This window comes from Nostoc sp. UHCC 0252 (genome assembly GCF_034931145.1).
GTDB lineage: Bacteria > Cyanobacteriota > Cyanobacteriia > Cyanobacteriales > Nostocaceae > Nostoc.
On sequence record NZ_JAYGHE010000062.1, the window covers coordinates 22112 to 43472 of the forward strand.

Genomic DNA, 21361 nt, shown 5'->3' on the forward strand with positions numbered 1-21361 from the left:
ATGCTTTATGGCGCTACTTTTTCTTTAAACTGTTTCCCAGCAGAGAATGCAGGCACTTTGGTCGCTGGGATAGTCATTGGCTCATTGGTTTTGGGATTACGCCCTTCGCGCTCTGAGCGATCGCGTCGCTCGAATGACCCAAACCCAATCAGCGTTACCTTCTCTCCATTTGCTACAGCCTCGGTAACAACTGACAAAAAAGCACTGATTACTTCATCGGCTTGCTTTTTTGTGATGTTGGTTTTTGCCGCTACAGCATCCACTAATTCGCCTTTGTTCATAAATCGCCCTGAAACATTGCAAGTAATCGAAATTTAGCATTATTACCTCTTATTCAGAAAGGGGAAAAGGAATAATTTCTAGCAGCATACGAAAATTAACAATGCACGGCTACTACTGTGTCGATTTTGCACGATAGATAATCGCTATATTGCTCCAGAACCGTCTAATTGGTGTAACGGTTTCATTTTCGGTTAGGTAAATGCATTCTCATATTCAGCCACAAGAGATAGGATATTATACAGTACTCATGTACTATAAGAGGCTGAATGTGAACCTACTTCATTACAAAGGAGAATACGACAATGAGAAAATTAAAACTTCAAGTACAAATGACCGTTGACGGATACATCGCCGGACTAAAGGGCGAAATGGACTTTATGGCGTGGAATTGGGACGACGAATTAAAACAATATGTCAAAAATATAACTGAACCTGTTGACTGCATTATTCTTGGACGAAAACTTGCCGAAGGGTTCATTCCTTACTGGGGTAGCGTGGCTGCAAATCCTGATGACCCGGAGTTTACAGCCGGTAAGAAATTTACGGACACACACAAAGTTGTTTTTAGCAAAACGCTTGATAAGTCAGAATGGAACAATACCGTTTTAGCAAAAGGCAACCTTGTTGACGAAATCACTAAATTAAAAAAACAAGATGGTAACGACATCATCGCTTATGGCGGCGCGACCTTTGTATCGACTCTAATCAAACAAGGATTGATTGACGAGTTTCATTTATTCGTTAATCCAATTGCAATTGGTGACGGAATGACAATTTTTAAAGAACTTGACAGCAAACAATATCTGACATTAGTAAAAGCTACATCATTTGACTGTGGGATTGTTGTTCTTAATTACGAGCTAAAACGCGAAAAAATATGAGATGAATAGTATTAAATGACTGTACTTACTATGAATAAATCGGAGACAATATTAATTGTTTTAATACAATTTACTTCTCTCAAAAACTGCTCCAACTTTCGTCTAGGGCAGTTTTTTTATTGCACAGTATAAACCGGATTATGAACTGCAATTAATGGTGAATGTCTATTGCTATTTGGTTCATCTTGGCTATGACTATAAAGCGCTTCTATTGAGAATATCCCACATATTTTAGCTTTGACTGATTCTATAATCACCTTTTAAGAAGAAATTGTGTGAAGCTGTAAGAGAATGAAGAATCAAACTTTCTTCTACTAATCAGTTCTAACTTACGTAATTGTAAATATGCCTTCAATTTCCTACAACCGCACCGATAGCCAACAACCACAAAGCATTACCATTGAAGGTTATGTTGTCCGTCCCGGATTACACATTCTCACTTACGAGCAACTCAAGTTGCTACGGGAGCAAACACAGCATCATTCTCAGCTTGAACATTTAGTCAGTCAAGGTGTAATTAAGTTGACTGGTTAATAGTCGCCAGCACGAAAATTCTAACTCGCTACATCTAATTCCACAGTTGCTGGCTGTTGTTGCTCCTTGACAGCACCCAGTGACTCAATAAAAGCGTCAATTGCCTTGGCTGCTGACTGCTTACCTGTTTTCAATTGGGAAAGGATATTTTCGCGTATTGCTGAATAATCTGGTAAGACTTGCTGCTCAACGGAAACAGCCTCTTGTGTTTGTAGGGCAACTCCAGCATTACGCTCATCTATTAAACCCTTAATCTGAGCGATCGCTTGGGCTAATTCCTGCCTAATCACCTGTTTTATCTCTTCCCCATCAGATGTAGACGCAGCTAAAGCATTTATTTCTTGCTTAACTATTTCCTTAATCTCATCACCATTAGATAACGCCAGTCCAGCTTTTGTCTGACCCAGGATTCCCTGGAGCAATCTTGTCGCTGTATGATTCAATGACTCATTTTCAGAAATCTGCATTGCCGATAAAGCTTTGACTTCTGTATCAGTTAGCCCAATTGAAATTGTCACCTTAGCCATACTTTTGATACCTGTAAATATTAATCTCGTGTATTGCTAGTTTTGGGTTATACCGTTTGCACACGGTACTTTGATTGCTGATCATAAATGCTGTATAAACAACTTATCAACGACCCAATTATTAAACTTTGCCTGTGAGCAACTTTTACCCTTAATTTTTTAATTTAGCCTCAAATCAATCAAGTTGCATTACTTCAATTCTAACGCACACTTACCGAAGAAGAATTCAGGAGCCACGAGCCAGAGTATAGCTTGGGTATTCTGTGCAAGCGCTGCTAAAAAAACTGTTGATAAATACTGGCAGCATAAAGACAGAGAGTATAAAGAATATCAATAAAAGCTTACTGGAACCCAAGAGTAAAGAATTATCTAGATTTTAAACTAGTTTTTTTACTACTGCAAAAATTTTGTATCTCGTCTCCCACACCGACTACCCGTTATCGCAGTTTTCACAGTCAGATGGAGTTTTTGAGCGGAGAAACTTATTTTTACATTGTCTACTTAGTGTTTAAAATCTAGCTGGAGTTACTTACTTAAAACAAGTTAATCTTAGGAGTAGTTGATAACAAGAAGTTTTGAATGAGCTTGCCAGACGATAACTTTTGCGGAGCATATTTAAGGTCGAGTATGGCATACGCAATCGAAGTGGGCGCAACACAGGACGATATAACCAATAATAAGCTTTTTTTAAGTGATTCCATTTTGAACAGGCTTCTCGATGCAGAAAATCTGAAATGTCTACAACTAACCCTCTACCCTGATGCATCATCACATTACGACCGTGGACATCATGAGGGTGGAGTCCGCGACTTCTAGCGTAGTCCAAAGCTTTATCGATATCCCGTATTACCTGCTGAGGAATTGGTAAGCCCAAGTGCATACAATCGTACAGAGTTGTTCCATAAAGCCGTTTCAAAATTAGAAAGCTATCTTTGGCGTACAAACACTCAGAAAATGCTGGATGAGAACCTAAACGACGGTAGACTTCTACTTCCTCTTCAAAGCCTGCTCGTCCTGGGGCATAAATTTTAACTACACACTCTGGGTAATCGGGATGATAAACTACTGCGGCATAATTTCCTTTACCAAGCAGCTGCCAGGGTTGTGGAAGATAGCCGACCTGAATGGGATTACGGGGATTAACACTTTCAATTTGTAATCTAGGCAGTAGTTCCTGATAAATGCTTCTGACTAACTGTTCTGGGAGCAATTTGTCCATACCAGATAAGTTTCTGACACCAAAGAACAAGATAAACTACTTGATTTATCTCAACTATTACGGCAACAGTTGGAACTGAGCTTAATTTTGAAATGGCAATCCCTATATTGTGACAACAGAGCTAGCAACATGAAGCCATCGTGGAAAACTACCATAATCTTAACTGCGTAGTTTACCGCCGCAGGCATCGCTGGAGCTACCATGATCGCTATCTTGATTTTCCAAAAAACTAACCAGCCATCCATCGCACTCACCGAAGAATGGACAGCTATACAAGTCATCGATGGGGACAGCATCACAATCCGTCAAACCGATGGCAGCCAAATGTCAATCGAGCTTTGTGGAATTGATGCCCCGGAAGTGAAACAAGATGAAGTTCCAGGACAACCATTGGCTAATGAAGCAAAACAGAAACTACTCAACCTAGTCGCTGCTGCCGATAACCAACTGATGATCGTTCCAGTCGCAAAAGACAGCGATGGGCGTACTGTTGCTGAAGTTATGGCTCATGGACGGGGTGAGGCTGAGATTAGTTTTCAGGAAGAACTGCTCAAGAATGGTTTGGCCAGAACGCGTAACTCTAGTGTGGAGTGTCCAAATCAGTTGGCTTTTGAACAGGCTCAGGACATAGCAAAGGCATCCAAACTGGGAATATGGAACCAGTCCAATTTAGAGAGGCATTGAGACTAAATGTTTAGAGTACTCCATCGCCAGCAGTCCCTAGTGTATCTGGTCAAAGCCACGGATGCCGTCCGTAATCCAGTAATACTTGGGATTGCTTTGCGGTTACTTACGAGCGAATGATTTTACTGTTGGCTGGGATGGAGTTTGGATCATCCCCATTGTTGACTCATCCCTCCTCCTGCATTTAAGGAACTTGCATTCCGCGTTGCACAGCCGGACGTTGCTGCACCATGTCCACCCAGCGTTTGAGATTTGGGTAGTTGTCGAGTGTTAAACCCTGAAATTCATAAATCGCTACCCACGGATAAGTAGCAATATCAGCAATAGAATAGTCACCACAGATAAATTCATTGTCTTGCAGTTGTTTATCTAAGACACCATAAATACGTAAAGTTTCCTTTTCATAACGCTCAATGGCATAGGGAAGTTTTTCGGGTGCAAAGCGTTTAAAGTGGTTAAGTTGCCCAAACATTGGCCCGACTCCTCCCATTTGGAACATCAGCCACTGTAGTACTTGAAAACGGCTTTTTTGTTCAGTGGGTAAGAGTTTACCTGTTTTTTCGGCTAGGTAAATTAGAATTGCACCCGATTCAAAGACTTTAATCCCAGTTTCTTGGTCAACAATGGCCGGAATTTTACTATTGGGATTGATGGCGATGTATTCAGGTGTAAATTGCTGCTGAGTAGTAATGTCAATTTTGTGGACATTGTAGGGCAATTCGACTTCTTCCAACATGACGGAAGCTTTGCGTCCATTGGGCGTGGTAAACGTGTAGAGATCAATCATCTGCTGCTATCCCAAAATCTTGGCAATTTCCGATGGTAGTGTAGCTTTGATTGAGAAATTAGGGTATTAGCCGATAGAGAGATAACAGCAATACTGAACAGGTAGGCGATCGCTTTTTTTCTTCGCTTATCCGTCTGGACACTAGCTCTTAAATATGATTAGCGGTGCAGGGGTGATCCGAGGGAAGCGATGCCGAACGCGCGGAGCGATCGCTTGGTGTCAAGAGCGATTTCCAGATTCGACTGTCAACCAAAACTTTTCCTTTAGGAATCGAGTAAGGGCAATCGCTCACTTTCCAAGAGAACCATCGTAACTATGCTCCCACACTGCCATGAACTCTTCCCACTCCTCGTCTGTCTGGGGTGCTTTGTCTTGTGTCAGTCCCACTATTCGCGCTAGCAACAAGCTTCGTCTAAGCTCTCGCCAAGCTCAACCAACTGGTGTTCTAGGTTGGGGTCGTAGCCTTGGGCTAGTAGCTGGGCATACTCAGTATCGGTGATGCCGAGGTTATGGATGTTGGTCATGGTTGGGGTGGGGGGCGATCGCGTCGGTGGTTTTCATGCTCTCGAATGCTGTTATGCGCTCAATGTCTGGTGTAGCAAAATAAGGGATTATTTAGGTAGGTAATATATAATAATTAAACTAATTTAAATATACTGGTAATTATAGCGATAGATTTAATCCGATGAAACCATTAAATCAAAAGTCCAGATGGGAAGAATGGAAGAGATTGAGAGAGGCTGGGCATGACTATAGAACGGCTTATACTCTATCTTCAGATAATCCTTTAGCTACTCATAATAGATTGAATAAATTAAGGGAAGATATTTTAAGCTATATTAATAGTGGTAAAAAAGATAAATCTTCACCCATACATCAAAAACTTAAAAGGTTTCAAGAGAGTAATAGTAAATATCTTCAAGAAAATAGTGAATCAATGAATGATATTCCAGAAGAATACCGAAACCCCTATTATATATATGGTAGGGATTTAACAGACTTATTATCAGATTAATAATAGTTTAAATTGTTTCCAAAATTAAGTTTTAGAAATTGGTATATTTTTTGAAAACTGAGTGATTGCTTCGTTGCATCCGAGAATTGGGTGGGGGGGATCAGCAGGGAGTATCTATAGGAGAAAATTTTTTACTGTTTTGGAAAGTTATAAAATTTGTAATTAATTATCGAATTTGATATTACTTCCCAAACCACTGATTTAAAGATTCCCGACGTTGTTGATTTCTTTCTCCTGGGGTCATATCAAAAGGACTTTGTTTTTTTAATACTAGTGGGTTATAAATTCCTGTTTCCCAGTTTCCATACATAGGATTAGGTATTGCAATGTAAGCAGGTTTAACTATCCCTTTTGTGATATTAAACATACCGTAAAAACTACGGTTCTTGTCTACATGGTCACGACGTTGTTGGTTATTTGTGCCAATTGTTTCATCAAAATCATTGAGGTTATCGCCAATCAAGGCAATTACTGTATATCTTTTTCCATCAGCATTGCCATTTTTAACAGCTTCTACTCGCCATTGTTTAGAAGTATTCTCTTTGCCGTCAATCTTTTTGGTAAACTCCCCCTTTAACAATACTGTCTGTCCGTTGACTCCTGTAAACCCCACAGATTTTAAATTGTTAATAGTAGCTATTTCTAAATCATTGCTTTTAGCATCTTTAACGCTCTTTCCATCTCGATTAGAAATAAAGAATACCTTACCCCCATTTTTATTTACATAATTAATAAATTCAACTGCTCCCGGTACAGCTTTAGCTTTCTCCTCCTTAATCCATTGATTCCAAGTAGTAATTTCAAAACCATTATTAGTATCTAATAACCCTGCTTGATAGGGGCTATTATCAAGAACTGTTTCATCAATATCAACAATGATGGCGGGACGGGTAATATTTTTTGATTTAGCGGTATCAAAAGTGAGTTTGGCTATATTGAACGCTTGATAAGTTAATGCTCTATATTCTCCAGATTGTTGCACCCAATTAACTGCCAACATTGATTGTTCATTTAATTGTCGATTACTAATTCCTCCTTGTGTACTTTGTTGCAATTGTGACAGGAGTAGTACTGGTAACAACGCGGGAGCAGCAAAGAATTTAGTGGGTAATTTAGACATTTATATTTTGGTGATTATAATGATTTTATTTGTGAAAGTTTAGGATTTATTTGAGGATTTTTTTTGCGATCGCCAATCCCAAGGTGCAGTAAATTGTGAATCTGCCCAAATATTTAAACGTTGTTGTTTAGCTTCAGCTTCAGCCTGTTGTACAATACCAGCACTAGCACAGTTTTTTAGGTATTGACGATAAACCATCGCTAACCCTTCTTTCACTAATATCTGTTGTATGAAAGTACCATCCTCTAAGCGTACCTCAGCAACTTTGCGGCCATAGCGATCAGTATCTACGATATTTAATTTGACCTGATCGCCAATTTTGATAATAGATTCTAGCCGCTCTTTTGCTTGGTTTCCCCATAAAAACTGATTTTTATCAGCAGGGTTATCACTATTTTTTTCTGCATCAGACTTGGGTGTTTCTGCCGTATCTATACAAGCAAATCGCACTCTGATTTCTTGATTAGATACATCAGTGACTGTTATTGTATCGCCATCATCGACTTGCTTGACTTGATAGTTTGACTGTATAGAAGATTTTGGTATATCTTCTAAGATATTTAATTGATTAGGCTCTGTAATTTTTAATTCAAACATTCCTCCTTGTGCTTTTTGGGGTGCAATATTTATGATTTTGACTTCTTTCCCTTGTAAAGCAATTGGATTAGAAGCACCGGAAATTTGATTAAGAATTTTTCGAGGTACAATTATCTGGTAAACTGTATTATCTTTTCCTGACAACTTGAAAGACTCAATTTCATTGTTTTGGCGACTCCATCCATTAATTCTTCCTAATATTTCTGAGGTATTATTAGAATTATTAGATTTTTGATTTTGGGAACTATCACTACAGTAAAAATTAACTGGATTTTGCTGAAAATTTGCACATCTCAAAATTTCTTCAGTTCTTTGAGAAATCTTTATTAATTGTGAATAGTCAGATTCTTCCCCTCCACCATAATTAGCTTGTTTTCTAATATTATCTGGTGCATTGAACAAAACTTTTGTAATTATCTGACGGTCAGATTCAGAAAGTTTAGGTGATAAATAAACATTAGCACCAGGAATTTGCTTACTTAAGTGAATAATTTTCAAATCTTTATCATTCGTGACTGCTTCATAAGCAGCAGCACCTACATCAGCTTTTCCAGTTTTAACTAAGTCTTTAATATCTTTTCCTCGATGTCCCATATCTACCCTGAGACTTTTACCAAATAAGTCATAAGCGGGTACATAGAAACTAGATGCTGAATTAAAATCTCCAAGAGCAATAGTATTTGTAGATTTTAAATCATTGAGAGATTGAATACTACTGGTAGATTTTGTGAATAAGGTAGCCTGATAATATGGAGGATTATTTGGAAACATTCGCGCTGCAAAATGATAATCGTTATTTTTAGCAGCTACAGAAAGTATTGGTGATAAAGTAAAGGCAATATCCCATTCTTTGTTTATCATCCTTTTTCTCGCTTCTTCATAAGAAATTGATTCATCGCCATCAATCACTATTTGCACTTTGTTACCAAATTCAGAACGCAAGTAAGCAGTTAGTTCTTGATAGTAACTAGGTTTGCTTAAAATACCTATGGTTAAAGTGCTTGTATTCAACTTCTGTTCTTTAATCCCACTACTAGAAGACGTTAAAGAAATAGTGGGTGTTGGGGATTTTGCTGATTCAATAGGATTACAACCTGATAAACCCAAAACTCCAATAAATACTAGAAACTTTATGAAATACTGAGGATTGTAAGAATTAAACATTTTTGATATCAAATATATAATAGTTGAGTTTTTTTTGAGAGGTTAATTTGTTCTAATTCCAAGAGTTCGCTTGATTATCTAATTCCTGAATGGCACTGCTTAAATTATCTAAGGTTGTTACTCTGTAAAATTGATCTATATTAGATATAATACTATTATCAATACATGAACCTTTGGGAAACACAATAACACCATATACTGGGAATTTGTTGTGAATACCTAGAGTTCTACTTTTCATTAAAGAATCACAGTAAGTTTTTAATTGATGATAGGGATTTTTACCCCAACATGAGAGAATATGCAGTTTTCTACCTGCTTGCTGACAAATCCATCCACTATTTCGTACATCATCAATAGGCTTGATTAATCCCTTATAAGATTTAGCTTCTAAAATAATACAGCAATTATTCATCACAACGATAAAATCAGTAAATCTACTGCCTTGTTTACCAGAACCAACGTCAAATTGTATTTCTACTCTGGCATCAGAAAAATTGTGTTCTAAAGATTTTTTAATAGCTACTTCAAAATCATTTAAGGGATGTTTACCAGTTTCCTCTATATAACGTTCCATTTCTTCAGCTAAGGCCTCTGATTGAGCTTGTGCTTGGTTAGCACATTTTTCTAATTCTTGCTCTCGTTTTCGGGATTCTGATAGGGAATTTTTTAAAACCTCTAATTGATTTTTAAGTTGTTTTTGTACTAACCTTTGATTAGCTAATTGCTGTTCTAATTTAGCAACTATTTTTTGGGAATTTTCCTCATTAATTCGCAATTGCTCTAAATTAGATTCAACTTGAGATCGAGAATTTTTAATCTCATGTATTTGTTGTTGAAGTTCTTCTACTTCATTTTCTTTTTGTTCATGTTTGACATTAGCCTCTAACTGTTTTTTCTGAATAATCTCTAATCGCTGGTTTAATTGTTCAATATTTTGTTGATATTGTTTTTGTTTACCTAGATTTTGTTTTGATTGTAATTTAGTCTTTTCTAGTTCGTTTTGTAACTCTACTGAATCTGTATTCGTTGATAAAATGTTCATTGATTCGCTAAGTTTAACAATTTCCTCTTGAAGTCTAGTATTTACAATGCTTAGATTATTGGCATCATTCGTTAATTTATTGCGTTCATCTTCTCTCTGTTGTTGCAGTAATTTAAGCTCATTAATTCTCTCAGTTAATTGAATTTCTAAAGATTGATTATTATTTATTAATTCCTGCTCTCTTTTTTCAGCTTCTTCAAGATCGCGCTTTATTGTTTGTTCAGCCAATTCACGTTCACGTCGTCCGTTTTCTTCGGAAATTGCAAGATCGCTTAGTCTTCTTTCTTCAGCAATTGCAAGGTCACTTAGTCTTCTCTCTTCAGCTAACTCACGTCCTTTACGTGCATTTTCTTGTCTTGCTTGAGCTAATTCGAGTTTCTGTCGTGCTATCTCTTCACCAACCCGTTTTTTATAAAGAATAAATTCCAAAATACTCCAGATAAGAAAAGTTCCGCCAAAACATGCTGCGAAAGTAGTTGCGTAAGTTTGAATCCTACTACTTCCAGAAAAAGGATTGCTTAAAAATGTTGTAATATCCTCTTGAAACGTTGGTCTTACACCTCTAACATAATAAACCCTACCTATAACACGACCTTGATTAGTGAAACTTGTAGCACTGCGTTCAGTATCTTGAGGTTTACTATAAGTCCATTGTGAAAATACAGGTGGTGGATCAAGCAACACATCATAAGGATGATTTTTTAATTGCTGTGGATCAAGAGCCACTTGCCATCTTTGAGATTTTTCAGAATTTTTACCTGAATACGAAATGATTTTTTGTCCACTAGAGTCTGTTACAATCAACCCAAATAAATTATAGTTACTATCTAAGGTACGCTGTACTTCTTCTGGTTTTCTGTTAATAATTGCATAAGATAGTTTTGTTGGTAAAGTATGAGATAAAATATTAAAATCAACAGTTTGAACGCGGAATATTGTTTGATTCCAGTAGTTGTTATAACGGTCAAAAGTGACTGCCCCACCAATTCCAAAACTAATTATTCCTGTTGTTGCTAGTCTAGCTAAGACTTTTAGTATTCCTCCTCTATTGGATGTTTGAGGTGCTTGGGTATTTTTGCTGTTGACCATTTGATGCTCCTTCCTTTATTTTTTGCAATCACTACATTTAGTTGGTATTAAGATAAAAAATACTCTGAATAATATTGAATGCTTAACACTGATGAAAGTGTGTGATCGCTTGGGTTCTCTCTAGGAATGAAGAGTGTCACTACCCCTTTAGCTCATGAACACGCTGCCACTCCTGCTGTGTGATTTTGTAATTGGTAGCATTGGGCTGACGAATCACAGAAAGATTTTTCAGCACAGAATCTTGTTTTAAGTTTTCCCTCAGCAGAGGCTTTTCTAACAACTTGCTGGTAGATCGAATCTTTGCACAAGGTTTAACACCAATGCGGGTAGTATCTATCCAATATCAGGTGGGTTTACAATAATCTTGGGAGGTTCAATAATCTCTGCAATTGCATAGATTCCCGCCTTATCGCCAAACTTCCTTTCTCAGTACTCCATCACCAGTAACCATGTCTTTGGCATAGCGGGTAGCCAGCCACGGCATCTGCTCAAAGTCGCGGATGCCGTCTATGTGCGATAGTATTTGGGATTGCCTTGAAATAGCCAGTTTGCCATATTGGTAAGCTAATTAATTTTTGATTACTCATCTTCATCTACGGCATCGCTAAATGCTGAATCATCCACAGCCAATACAGGCTTGCCCATAGCAGCTTCAATTTTGGCAAGTATCATCCGTTGACGCGATGCCATGAAACCCTCAAAGTCGTCTTGTCGAAGTGTTATTGCGTCGATTTGATGAGTTGCCAAAATCACATTCATGCCTGCATCGTCTAGCTGAACACTGTCATGCTTTTGAAGCTGAACCAGATATTCGCTTGGAGCTTTACCGCCAATCATGCGATTTGCCTTAAACGATATGGGAGTTTTGTTGAGGATAGAGTTATAGCGAGATGCGGGAATACCCTGCTTGTCACACCAACTCTTGGGGAAAATGTGATGAATATCGAGTTTGCGTTCTTCCCAATCGGTTTCATCCAAATCTCGTATAGCAACTTTCCAGAAAAAGTCTTGAGCGCCTTCACGCTGAACTAAGATATTGATACCTTTATATGCAGCGCTATTGCGGGAACGTAAAGTACCTAACCGCGTAGGCTGGAAGTTAGCATCCCTAACAGTCGAAGGTTCTTCCTTGTTACCCTCAATCCAGTCTATAAGTTCCTGAATGTCCAAAGCTATACGGGTTTCAACAGCCCCACCGTACAATTCACCGAGGATACCACACCAAAACCAACGAGCGATTTTGTCATAGATTTTCGGTTCAAGCCAGCGATCGCCAAGGAATGCCATAACCACAGCAAGCGGAACAAGTTGGGTACGGTAGGGTAAATCGTTGGTAGAGAAAAACGATTCTTGACGTAGAAATTTAGCTGCTTTCCAGTAACCTTGCGTAAGAGGCTGTTTCCATTTTTGGTAAGCATCTAGAGGTAAAGACAAAACTGCTTCGCGCTTGGCAGTTACACCTGTTATTTGCTTGCCAGTTTTACCCGCCTTTAAGTCTTCCCTTCGTTTATCCCAAGTATGCAGTAGTGTCAATCCTTGAAGAAACTCAGTAGGTTGAACCTCGCGTAACAAACTTTGCTTTCTTAGATGCGGTTGAGTACCTTCGATAGCTTCGTGAGCATTACCAAACCATTCATCCCGAAGGTTTACATTATCAATAGCGTAAGTAGCAGTCATGAGTTCAAATACTGAGAGGGAAACACCTCCGGTATTGACTTTCTCAAAGACAAGGCAGACTGCTTCTTTCTTGTTTTCTTTGCTGAGTTCAATGATCGGAATGTTATAGTTACGAAATTCATTCACAACCTGTTTACGAAATTGAGCATATCGCCCGAATTTTGTAACGTCGTAGGCAAGCAATCCCTCTTCCCATTCGTCAGAGTTAAGGAGCTGGTTACAAGGAAAGTAAAAGTTCTCATATTCCTTTTCTGGAGTGCTGAGATCCAGCTTTAGATCGCGTCCAAAATTTTCTCGCACAGTCCGATCAGTATCAACGCTAATAATCGCACTTTCATAATGCTCTTTCCCTAATAGGGCTGTTTCGATATCAATGTAGTAATAGCGATGAAGTAGTTTTTTCTTGTAGTCACGAGTTTGTACTGGTTGTGTAAACATTAACACTTGCGTTAATGAAGTCAGTCTCTGTTGTCCATCAAGAATCAACTTTTCTAATTTGCTGAGTACTGCTTTTGTTAGCTCTACTCCTTCAATGGGACGCGCTTTAAACTTCGCATCACCACCTGCCTCTAGTAACATGATTGCTCCGACAGGAAAGGCACGAGCAATACTTACTAACAGGGATCGGATATGTTCGTCATCCCAAACCCACCCTCGTTGAAAATCGGGCAGTTGAATTTTGCCAACTACAATATCGTTTAGTAAAGTGGCTAGACTTGTCTTGGTAGAATCAAATGTAGACATATAGATATTTCTTCTGATAGCTTTTTTGAATGCTTCGTGAAAAGTGTCGAATATCAATAACCAGTTCAAAATTACTTAGTGAGAATAAGCCAAGGCATCTCCTCAAAGCCGCGGATGCCATCACTAATGCGATAATACTTGGGGTTGCCTTGAAATAGCCAGTAGGTCATTGTTTAGTAGATGTGCTTGTTTGGTTGGAATTGGCGATCGCTTACTAATTATTCTGCTGCGTTCCGATCCTCACGGAGGTAGAGCGAAAATTCACGCAATTCAATTTCAAACGCACTCAACAGAAACTTGATTCTATCTCGAATAGCATTAGCTGATAAATTGCCTTCCGCACAGATACCACTGTTAATTTCGATAGCTTTTCTCAAGCTGCTTTTATCTCTAGAGAAAAATACTCCACCACGAACAGTTTTAGCATCAGGGCTGTCTACAAACTCTTGAAAACGTTTTATATCCTTAGCAGCTAATTGCTTACAAAATAGTTCATAGAGATACCGCCAAGTATTAATACCCTTATAAGCTTGTCCTTGCAATATAAAACCATAAGGACGTTTGTAAGTAAAACTTTCATCAACTGTATATGGCTGAGTTGTATCAAGCTCTTGAGTAATACGCTCATGCTCTGGCGTTCCCTTTTGGGCAATATCCGCTACTTCAATATGAATGTTAGTAAACTGTTCTATTAGTTGTGAGATATCAGAAGCATTCTGATTAAAGTTATCTAGATTCTGATTAAAAACTAACTTAAATTCAAATCCTTTTTGCAGTGCTTGGGAATCATTATGATCAATGTTGAGCCAAATATCATCAGAAAGCGCTAACAGATTTTCTTGTACTCGTTCAAGGTCAGCTAAAATTTGTTGTACTCTTTTCTCCATTGTTTTTCTCCATTAATAAGTAAATTAGAAAACATTAATTAGAATTCAATTTCTAGTGAACATCAAGTTAGATTCTGTGCTTAATCAGTTCTAGAACAATTATGGATATATAGGTTTTACACCTTTACCACCATTAGGCGTTTTGCAATACCAGCGTAAATCACAGCTTTTACAATCTTGTTCACTGATATTACCTGGAGCAGCAGCTTCCCATTGATTACTACAACGTGATTCCTCAATCTGATTTACAGTTTTAGTAAACTCATTTATAGCTACTTCAATTTCATCAGGTTCAATACTGACTTCAATTAAAGCATTAACTGGACGCTGAGATGGGCAAGTATCACCATCAAGTTCATTAAGAAAATACAGAACTGCTTTTTTGGGTAAAACACCATATTTACGTTGGTAAAGGTAAGCATAAACCCGCATTTGAAACTCATAAGTTTCTAAATCTTTTGGATTTAAACCAAGACGGCTACTACCTTTGTAGTCCCACATCTCACAGTTTGCAGGATCTGTATTTTCATTGATTGAATCTATCAGTAAATCTACAACTCCATGAAGAATATGACCTACTTGATCTGCTTGTAATCTGTGTTCTGTATCTCTAACTCTTGGGTATAATGCAGCACCTTCTAAAGCGTTGAAGTATTGTAAAATCTTTACAGCTTGAACTCTGGTATTTGACCTAATGGCCAGAATTCCTTTACTATTTAGACCATTCTCAACCTGAAGAAAATATTTAATAATATCGCTTGGTGGTAATGGTACTGTCTTTTTATCCTTCTGTGCTTCTTGAACTTCATCAAAATAGTTACGGATTTCTTCTTCTTTTAGTGTCAGCCCATTATCAGGTAGTAATCCTTTGGTTGATGGCTCAGTTACTCCATGAAAATGAGCATGGCATCGATCTAAAACTTGATGAATTACAGTACCAAAGTAAGTTTGTGTTTGCTGTGCAGGTGCATACTTATGGACATTAAAAGCAGCATATTGAAGCCCACATCGTCGAAAGGAAACGACATCTTGAGTAACGCTATATCGACGCTTGATAATCGTCTTATTAGATGCAGGTATAGAAATACCTTTAAAAGGTTTTGACATAATTATTTAAATTAAAATTGTATTTCTACGGAACTCAGTAGGATTACGAAACGGTGCAGCTACATGGTTTTTGATATGATCCTGAGTACCTACTAAAACCAGACCATACTGTGCGCGTGAATAAGCCACATAAAGCAAGCGAATATCATCTTCAGTTGCTAGTAGGTCTGGAGTTCTAGTACTTCTAGAATAAATATCTTGTCGAAATGGCTCTAAATCACGCTCAAGGATTTGCGCTGCTCCAGCTTTTTTCTTTTCACCAAGTTGTGCAACAAAAACAAAAGGAAACTCTAACCCTTTTGATTGATGAATAGTCATGATAGGAAGATAACCTTGAGGCACTATTACTTCTTCATCCTCATCATCGTCAATCCCAGCATCGATTAAGTAGCTGGTAAACATCATATAAAAACGATTTAGGAAATCTGGCTCAATACCATTTTTATCTATGTTTGAACGCAGACCATCTAACTTAAAACTATGATAACCATCAAAAAGACGGGTAACTTTGGAAAGCCGTAAATTTCTTACTGGATCTTTCTTCCATGTCCTGAATGGCTCTAAAGCAAGAATACGATAGATTATTTCTAGCAAATTGAGGTTTAGAAAAACGCTTTTCGTAGTAGATGCACAGAGTCTAGGTAGTTCTAGATTACTACGGTTTAAGTAGTCAAATAATTCACTAGCAGAGTAATTAGGGTTTTGTTTTAAACTTGAGAGAGTCTGAAACCATTCCTGGATAGTTTTGACCCATGAAAGTGGTTCTCCTTTGAAGCCTTTATAATCATTAAATGTATGTTTTATATCGATAACTTGTACTAAGGCTGCTAACAAACATTGTACTTCCTCCGATTCCATAAAAGATTTCGACCGAGGATTATAAACGCGAATATTGTGTTGCTGAAATGCCTGAATATAAGGCCCTGCATTTTTTGGTGAATCTTTAGCACTACGTAAAAGTAAAACGCATTGACTGAGATCGGATATAATTCCATCACCCATTAAATGGTCTTTGATTAATCCAGCTACAGCGTTTGGCAAATCTCCCGCTTTTTTCCGTTCAAGCCAAGAAACAGCAGGGTATGTACCTGCAATAGAAGATGCAGCCTTAACTGGATTTTTATCAGGCGCACGTACTCCAGGGGCTATCATCTCTGGAAACGAAGTAATGTATTTATTGAAAAAACTAACTATATCAGTGTGCGAACGATAGTTCTGATCCAATTGAATTTTTTTAGGAGATTTACCTAAAGCTGCCATGCAAGCTTTATCAAAATTGACCATGCAAGATACATTTCCACCTCGAAATCGATATAGTGCTTGATCGTCATCACCCACTACAGTAATACTATGTGAACTTTGATTAGCAAGAGCTAGGTAAATTCTTTCTTGAATCGGGTTAGTATCTTGATATTCGTCAACAAGTATATGTAGCAGAGGCGGCTGGTTTTCTCCATCTCCTTCTAAAAATCTTTTTCCAGCAGCAGAGGTTAAAAATTTCAGAAAACAACCTTGAAGATGAGCAAAATCACATCTGTACTTACTTCGTAACTCTTGAGTATACTGCTGATAAGAATCTGCTAGTGTTGCCCAGTTATCTCCAGCTAGAAACATTTTGTCTACGTCAATATTGTCTTCTACAATATGGTTGAAAAGAGTTACTGCTGCCTTGGCACGTTTCCACTTACTAGGACAGTAATCTTTACTTCGCCAATCAGGAACAGTGTGAGCAAACTGTGTCCAAAAGTTTAAATCTTGATAATTTGCTATTGAGGCAGAACGATAAACGAATAAATCCTGCTCTACCTGATTTAGCAAGCGAACATTTTGGTATTCTTCATAACGGTATTCTTGAAGAATATCATTGCATAAACTATGTAGTGTGCCTATTCTTATGTCAGCTAAATCTACTGATTGAAGGCTAGAATCTGCCTTTTGAAGCGCTGCCAAATAACTTGCAAGGCGGTCTTCAAGATTACGTGCCGCTTTTTGAGTAAAGGTAGTTAATAAAATAGAGCGCGGTTTAACATTATCTACACAAAGTAGCTTTAAGGTGCGTGTAACCAATACTTCGCTTTTTCCCGAACCTGGCCCTGCTAAAAGCCATAAAGAACCTCCGCTATACTCAACGGCTTCTTTTTGCTTGTTATCCAGGTCATACCCACGAGCATTAGGTTGAGCAAGACAGGTATGAAAAGTTGTTAAATTTATCATTGTTACTTCACTTCTACTGTTGCACTGGCATCATTGCCGAAAACATCAACCAGACGAACTGCGATCGCACGTTTCCCGGCTGACAGTTCTGGGCTTGTAGCCATAGTTACCACAGTTGATGCTTGTTTCCCATTACCACGGATAGCCTGCCAAGTAGAGCGGAAGGTTTTTCCGTCATAGTCCCAATCAATCGCCCAATAGTCGATGAGAGCAGCAAAGTTGTCTTTAATAGCCCTGCGGAGTTCTACCTGCTGTGCTTCTGGAATGGGATAGTTCATCAACACATAGCGGTCAATCTTCAGAGTAATGACTACTTTGCCATCGCCAGCATTGCTCACTTCTGGCTTGCTAACTTTTAGGTAAGGCTTTTCATGGAATGTAATTTTGTCCCGCAGACTGTCTAACTCGGCTTCATTCTTAGCTTTCTTAAGATAGTTGTAAATTTCTGGGGGAATGGTCAGAGGTTTGATGTCCACCTTGAGCGGGGTTCTCAACGCCGCTTTTCGGTTCTCTAGTTCGGTGTTGAAATTGTAGTCATAATCCCAAGCCAATACTACTAGTGTCTTATAGCCTGTACCGTCGAGAATTTCAGCTTCTTGAGCCAATTCGATTACTTTTTTAGCTGTAACGGGTCTATCTGGATAGCCTACATACACCAATTCAGGTTCTTCCCCATCAGGGGTGTGGCTTCCAAGGTCGGGGCGATCGTTTCTAGGCGCTGCTCCGTACAGCTTAAGGATAATTCTTTGCATTTCATTGATTTTGCTACCAGAAAGATAAATCATGTGGCGCTGGTAGTTACCAATGTTTTCTAGCAGAAAGGGTTTAGCACCCTGATTAACTAGGCGGTTACGAGAGACTTGGATACCTACTTTGTCCAAGTTGCAGCCAATCCATCGGCGGTTTAGTTTTTCTGCTACTGCCATTGTTGTACCACTGCCGCAGAAGAAATCAGCAACTAAATCGCCTTCATTGGAGGAGGCTTTGATGATACGTTCTAGCAGGGCTTCTGGTTTTTGTGTGGGATATTTTGTATCCTCTAATGCCTGAGAATTGACAGGAGATATATCTGTCCAAATATCATCTACAGGTGTACCAGGCTGTTCATCTAAATACAAGCGTTTCTCGTAACTTCCATCAGGTCTTTTTACAACCCTTCCTGTTTCAATATATTTATCAATTGTTTCCTGTGTAGTTGTACCAAGCCAGTGTTCACGGTATCTACGACCGTTTTCATCAACTCGATTGTAATGACTCTTTATGTATGAATCTGTGTAAGGTACATATTGAGGATTAAAAATAAATGAAGCACTCCTTGAGTACCATAAGATTGAATCATGAGCGCGTCCATATTTTTTTAGTCCTTTGTATCCTGATGAAGTCTGCCTTTTCCATCGGATACAAGATTGATAAAAAGCGAATCCATATATCTCATCCATAACTAGCCGAATAAGGTCAATTAGTCGCCAGTCAAGATGAATATAAATACTGCCCTGCTCACTTAATAGCCTCTTCGTGAGTTGTAATCGGGGGTAAATCATATCGAGATAAGAGTCTACTCCCGCTTCCCAAGTATCTGTATAAGCTAAACGTTCAACAATGCTGGCTTCTTTTTCTACCTGCTTACCCTCTATAGTTATGTCATAAGAGTAATCAGCATCACTATTAAATGGTGGATCAATATAAATTAAATCAATCTTGCCAGCATAGCCTTGTGTCAGTAGTGCCTGCATTGCCAACAGATTATCGCCCCAAATCAGACGGTTCATTTTGGACTTATTTATTTCATAATTGCCCATATATTAGTCCTTTTATTTATTCTAGTATTATTGGATTTATTCAAATTCATGAATTACAAATAAAGGAAAGTTGCCTTGGTCTAGCTGAGGATTTGGAATCACAATTTCAGCCGTTTGAAACTCAATATCTCTTGGATTTGAAGCACGTTTTGGCTTGGTATCCCACCCAAGTTTTATTGAATCTTTGCGTCTACGTCTCGTTGGTTCAGTCATAATTGCTCCTAAATATTCAAACCTAATTCACCATAAAGCCCAGCAATCAATGCTTCGCGTTCCATTCGCATTATTGGCAGCAGTGCATTAAAGGAAGCACCTTCATTTGCCTCAAACACGCTCTGCTTCAGGATGATGTACTCCCACTCTTGAGGCTGCGATCCTGGCGGGGTTACTGTAGAAGCAGCCTTACACCAAGCAACAGCAGCTTGAGCCTTCAAAGCTGTGCTAGGGTCGCCTATTAGATGGTCGCCCTTTGTCTCAAACAAAAATATCTTGTCAGCAGTTTTAACCAGAAAATCTGGCTCATACTTGCGCTGAATTCCTCGGTCATCTCGCCACGCAATAATCAAATCGTGCTTCCGGTCTAGCTTGGCAAATGCTAGAACTTCCGGCGATGGATTCAGCAATTTGCTAATAATCTTACGTTCAAATCCTCCGTTAACAGTTTGCACAGCCTGATAGGGATAAATACAGCGCTGTACAGCTACCATGTTTAACTGTCGCATCAATAGCCGAGAAACATCAGACAGCTTGCGCCATACTGCCCCAGGCTGATATTGCAAGTCACCCGTCGCCCGTGCGATCGCTGAACGGATTTGTTTAACGATAAAATCAACTATCTGCTGACTCTGGAGAACTAGATAGTTATCAGGGTCAGTAAAATCAATGTCTTCGATGAATAACCAACGGCTGACATATTCATCCGCTAAAGCAGTAATCTCAGAACTGAAAGCAGTTAGGTGCATCATCTTACCTGACTGTGTAACCGTCCTGGCTATTTGCTGTAGGAAAAAGTTGTAGTCAAAGTAATCGTTTTCCAGTACCCAAGTTTTAGCTTTCGTTTCTGTCTCAACGTGAACGTCAGTTATCAACGTTTTAGCTGACATCTGTTTTTGTAATGAAAACTTGACTGGGTAATGCCCCAAAGAATTCACTTCAATATCAGCCAAGTTGGGAATAGGGGTATTGTCAAAGATTTGTATCGGCCAGCAAATGTCATACTTGGGAATTCGTAAAGTATCAGCATCTACTACAACTAAATCACCCGCGGCCTTTTGTCCCGAACTGTCACCTGAGCCAACAGTGTAACCCTGGGATCGCAAGTAGTTCTCGTAAAAGTCCTTAAACTTGGGGTGTTCCACCAGGAACAAACAATCAAAAGCGTTGCTGGGCTGTTCCCGATTGAGAAGTTGTTGCCGTGCTTCTTTCTTTAGGTCTTGGATTTGGTCATACTCAGGTTTGTAATCTGGGAACATTACCCGTAGACCACGCCCAACAACTTGCTCTAGGAGTAGGTCAGCTTCACTGGCTCGGAGCATGACAATTACACAAATGTTATGACGGTCAAAACCTTCTCGAACTGATAGCACCGAAACTACCACCCGCAAAGGTTTATTGTCGATGTCGATGTCTTCTAGCTTTACCTCAGCAGCCTTATAGTCAGCGTCTTTCAAGTTGGAGTGATAAACCACCACGCGATCGCTGTCGTAGTAATTACCATCTTCATCAGGCAAGGCGGCGAAGTGTTCCCCTACAAGGTCAGCAACATCCGTTTCCTCAGCTAATACCAACATTACAGGCTTGCGGTTAATCCCATTAACTTTGAATTCCTGTGTCAGCTGCTCTAGTTTGGATTTGCCAATCTCCAGCATGATTTTCTGACCACGGGACAAGCCAATAATTTCACCCCGCTTTCTTCCTGTAGCTGGTGTGCGTTCTGCCCTAAAGTCCAAATCAGCTAAGTTAGCCCCCTGGCGCTGTTCCAAGAATAGCTGC

The 21361-nt window shown here is 38.9% G+C and carries 19 protein-coding genes and 1 pseudogene; 5 read left to right on the forward strand and 15 right to left on the reverse strand.

Features of this window, described 5'->3' with window-relative positions; all coding sequences use genetic code 11:
- Window positions 1-5 precede the first annotated feature (5 nt).
- Complete coding sequence (locus VB732_RS26690) at window positions 6-281, reverse strand: HU family DNA-binding protein (protein WP_292723339.1); 276 nt, start codon at window positions 279-281, stop codon at window positions 6-8.
- Between the two features lie 303 nt (window positions 282-584).
- On the opposite strand from VB732_RS26690, the gene VB732_RS26695 reads away from it, so the two are divergent.
- A complete protein-coding gene (locus VB732_RS26695; RefSeq protein WP_323233896.1) occupies window positions 585-1163 on the forward strand; it encodes a dihydrofolate reductase family protein in 579 nt (192 codons plus the stop codon).
- Window positions 1164-1508: 345 nt separating this feature from the next.
- Window positions 1509-1697 carry a hypothetical protein gene (locus VB732_RS26700; RefSeq protein ID WP_185582443.1) on the forward strand — a complete coding sequence of 63 codons (189 nt, stop codon included), beginning with the start codon at window positions 1509-1511 and terminating at the stop codon, window positions 1695-1697.
- 20 nt (window positions 1698-1717) lie between these two features.
- Here the strand turns inward: VB732_RS26700 and VB732_RS26705 are convergent, their stop codons facing one another.
- Window positions 1718-2224 carry a hypothetical protein gene (locus VB732_RS26705; RefSeq protein ID WP_323233897.1) on the reverse strand — a complete coding sequence of 169 codons (507 nt, stop codon included), beginning with the start codon at window positions 2222-2224 and terminating at the stop codon, window positions 1718-1720.
- 529 nt (window positions 2225-2753) lie between these two features.
- Complete coding sequence (locus tag VB732_RS26710; RefSeq protein WP_323233898.1) at window positions 2754-3443, reverse strand: serine/threonine protein kinase; 690 nt, start codon at window positions 3441-3443, stop codon at window positions 2754-2756.
- A gap of 201 nt (window positions 3444-3644) precedes the next feature.
- On the opposite strand from VB732_RS26710, the gene VB732_RS26715 reads away from it, so the two are divergent.
- Window positions 3645-4127 (forward strand): thermonuclease family protein, encoded by a 483-nt coding sequence (locus tag VB732_RS26715; protein WP_323233899.1) that lies wholly within the window; start codon window positions 3645-3647, stop codon window positions 4125-4127.
- A 184-nt stretch (window positions 4128-4311) separates the two neighbouring features.
- Here VB732_RS26715 and VB732_RS26720 read toward each other — a convergent pair whose 3' ends face one another.
- The gene (locus tag VB732_RS26720; RefSeq protein ID WP_323233900.1) at window positions 4312-4914 is read right to left on the reverse strand and encodes a glutathione binding-like protein; all 603 of its coding nucleotides are present in this window, start codon (window positions 4912-4914) and stop codon (window positions 4312-4314) included.
- 154 nt (window positions 4915-5068) lie between these two features.
- On the opposite strand from VB732_RS26720, the gene VB732_RS26725 reads away from it, so the two are divergent.
- Complete coding sequence (locus tag VB732_RS26725) at window positions 5069-5227, forward strand: hypothetical protein (RefSeq protein ID WP_323233901.1); 159 nt, start codon at window positions 5069-5071, stop codon at window positions 5225-5227.
- An 82-nt stretch (window positions 5228-5309) separates the two neighbouring features.
- Here VB732_RS26725 and VB732_RS26730 read toward each other — a convergent pair whose 3' ends face one another.
- Complete coding sequence (locus VB732_RS26730) at window positions 5310-5438, reverse strand: hypothetical protein (RefSeq protein WP_265578566.1); 129 nt, start codon at window positions 5436-5438, stop codon at window positions 5310-5312.
- Between the two features lie 161 nt (window positions 5439-5599).
- Here VB732_RS26730 and VB732_RS26735 point away from each other — a divergent pair, with 161 nt between their 5' ends.
- Window positions 5600-5929: a hypothetical protein gene (locus tag VB732_RS26735; RefSeq protein WP_323233902.1), complete on the forward strand. Its 330-nt coding sequence runs from the start codon at window positions 5600-5602 to the stop codon at window positions 5927-5929.
- Window positions 5930-6110: 181 nt separating this feature from the next.
- Here VB732_RS26735 and VB732_RS26740 read toward each other — a convergent pair whose 3' ends face one another.
- The 10 genes and pseudogenes from VB732_RS26740 to VB732_RS26785 all read right to left on the reverse strand — a co-directional run.
- Window positions 6111-6983, reverse strand: a complete 873-nt coding sequence (locus tag VB732_RS26740) for a 5'-nucleotidase, lipoprotein e(P4) family (RefSeq protein ID WP_323233903.1) — start codon at window positions 6981-6983, stop codon at window positions 6111-6113.
- A 105-nt stretch (window positions 6984-7088) separates the two neighbouring features.
- The gene (locus VB732_RS26745) at window positions 7089-8810 is read right to left on the reverse strand and encodes a PhnD/SsuA/transferrin family substrate-binding protein (protein ID WP_323233904.1); all 1722 of its coding nucleotides are present in this window, start codon (window positions 8808-8810) and stop codon (window positions 7089-7091) included.
- Between the two features lie 52 nt (window positions 8811-8862).
- Window positions 8863-10941 (reverse strand): NERD domain-containing protein, encoded by a 2079-nt coding sequence (locus tag VB732_RS26750; RefSeq protein ID WP_323233905.1) that lies wholly within the window; start codon window positions 10939-10941, stop codon window positions 8863-8865.
- Window positions 10942-11520: 579 nt separating this feature from the next.
- A complete protein-coding gene (locus tag VB732_RS26755; RefSeq protein ID WP_323233906.1) occupies window positions 11521-13362 on the reverse strand; it encodes a GmrSD restriction endonuclease domain-containing protein in 1842 nt (613 codons plus the stop codon).
- 218 nt (window positions 13363-13580) lie between these two features.
- Window positions 13581-14249: a hypothetical protein gene (locus VB732_RS26760; protein WP_323233907.1), complete on the reverse strand. Its 669-nt coding sequence runs from the start codon at window positions 14247-14249 to the stop codon at window positions 13581-13583.
- A gap of 99 nt (window positions 14250-14348) precedes the next feature.
- Window positions 14349-15356 (reverse strand): PD-(D/E)XK nuclease family protein, encoded by a 1008-nt coding sequence (locus VB732_RS26765; protein WP_323233908.1) that lies wholly within the window; start codon window positions 15354-15356, stop codon window positions 14349-14351.
- Between the two features lie 6 nt (window positions 15357-15362).
- Complete coding sequence (locus VB732_RS26770; RefSeq protein WP_323233909.1) at window positions 15363-17570, reverse strand: ATP-dependent helicase; 2208 nt, start codon at window positions 17568-17570, stop codon at window positions 15363-15365.
- A gap of 2 nt (window positions 17571-17572) precedes the next feature.
- Window positions 17573-19339, reverse strand: coding sequence for a site-specific DNA-methyltransferase (locus VB732_RS26775; RefSeq protein WP_323233910.1), 1767 nt, complete (start codon window positions 19337-19339; stop codon window positions 17573-17575).
- A gap of 66 nt (window positions 19340-19405) precedes the next feature.
- Complete coding sequence (locus tag VB732_RS26780) at window positions 19406-19582, reverse strand: hypothetical protein (RefSeq protein WP_323233911.1); 177 nt, start codon at window positions 19580-19582, stop codon at window positions 19406-19408.
- An 8-nt stretch (window positions 19583-19590) separates the two neighbouring features.
- Window positions 19591-21361, reverse strand: a pseudogene (locus VB732_RS26785) (hypothetical protein); the annotation flags it as partial.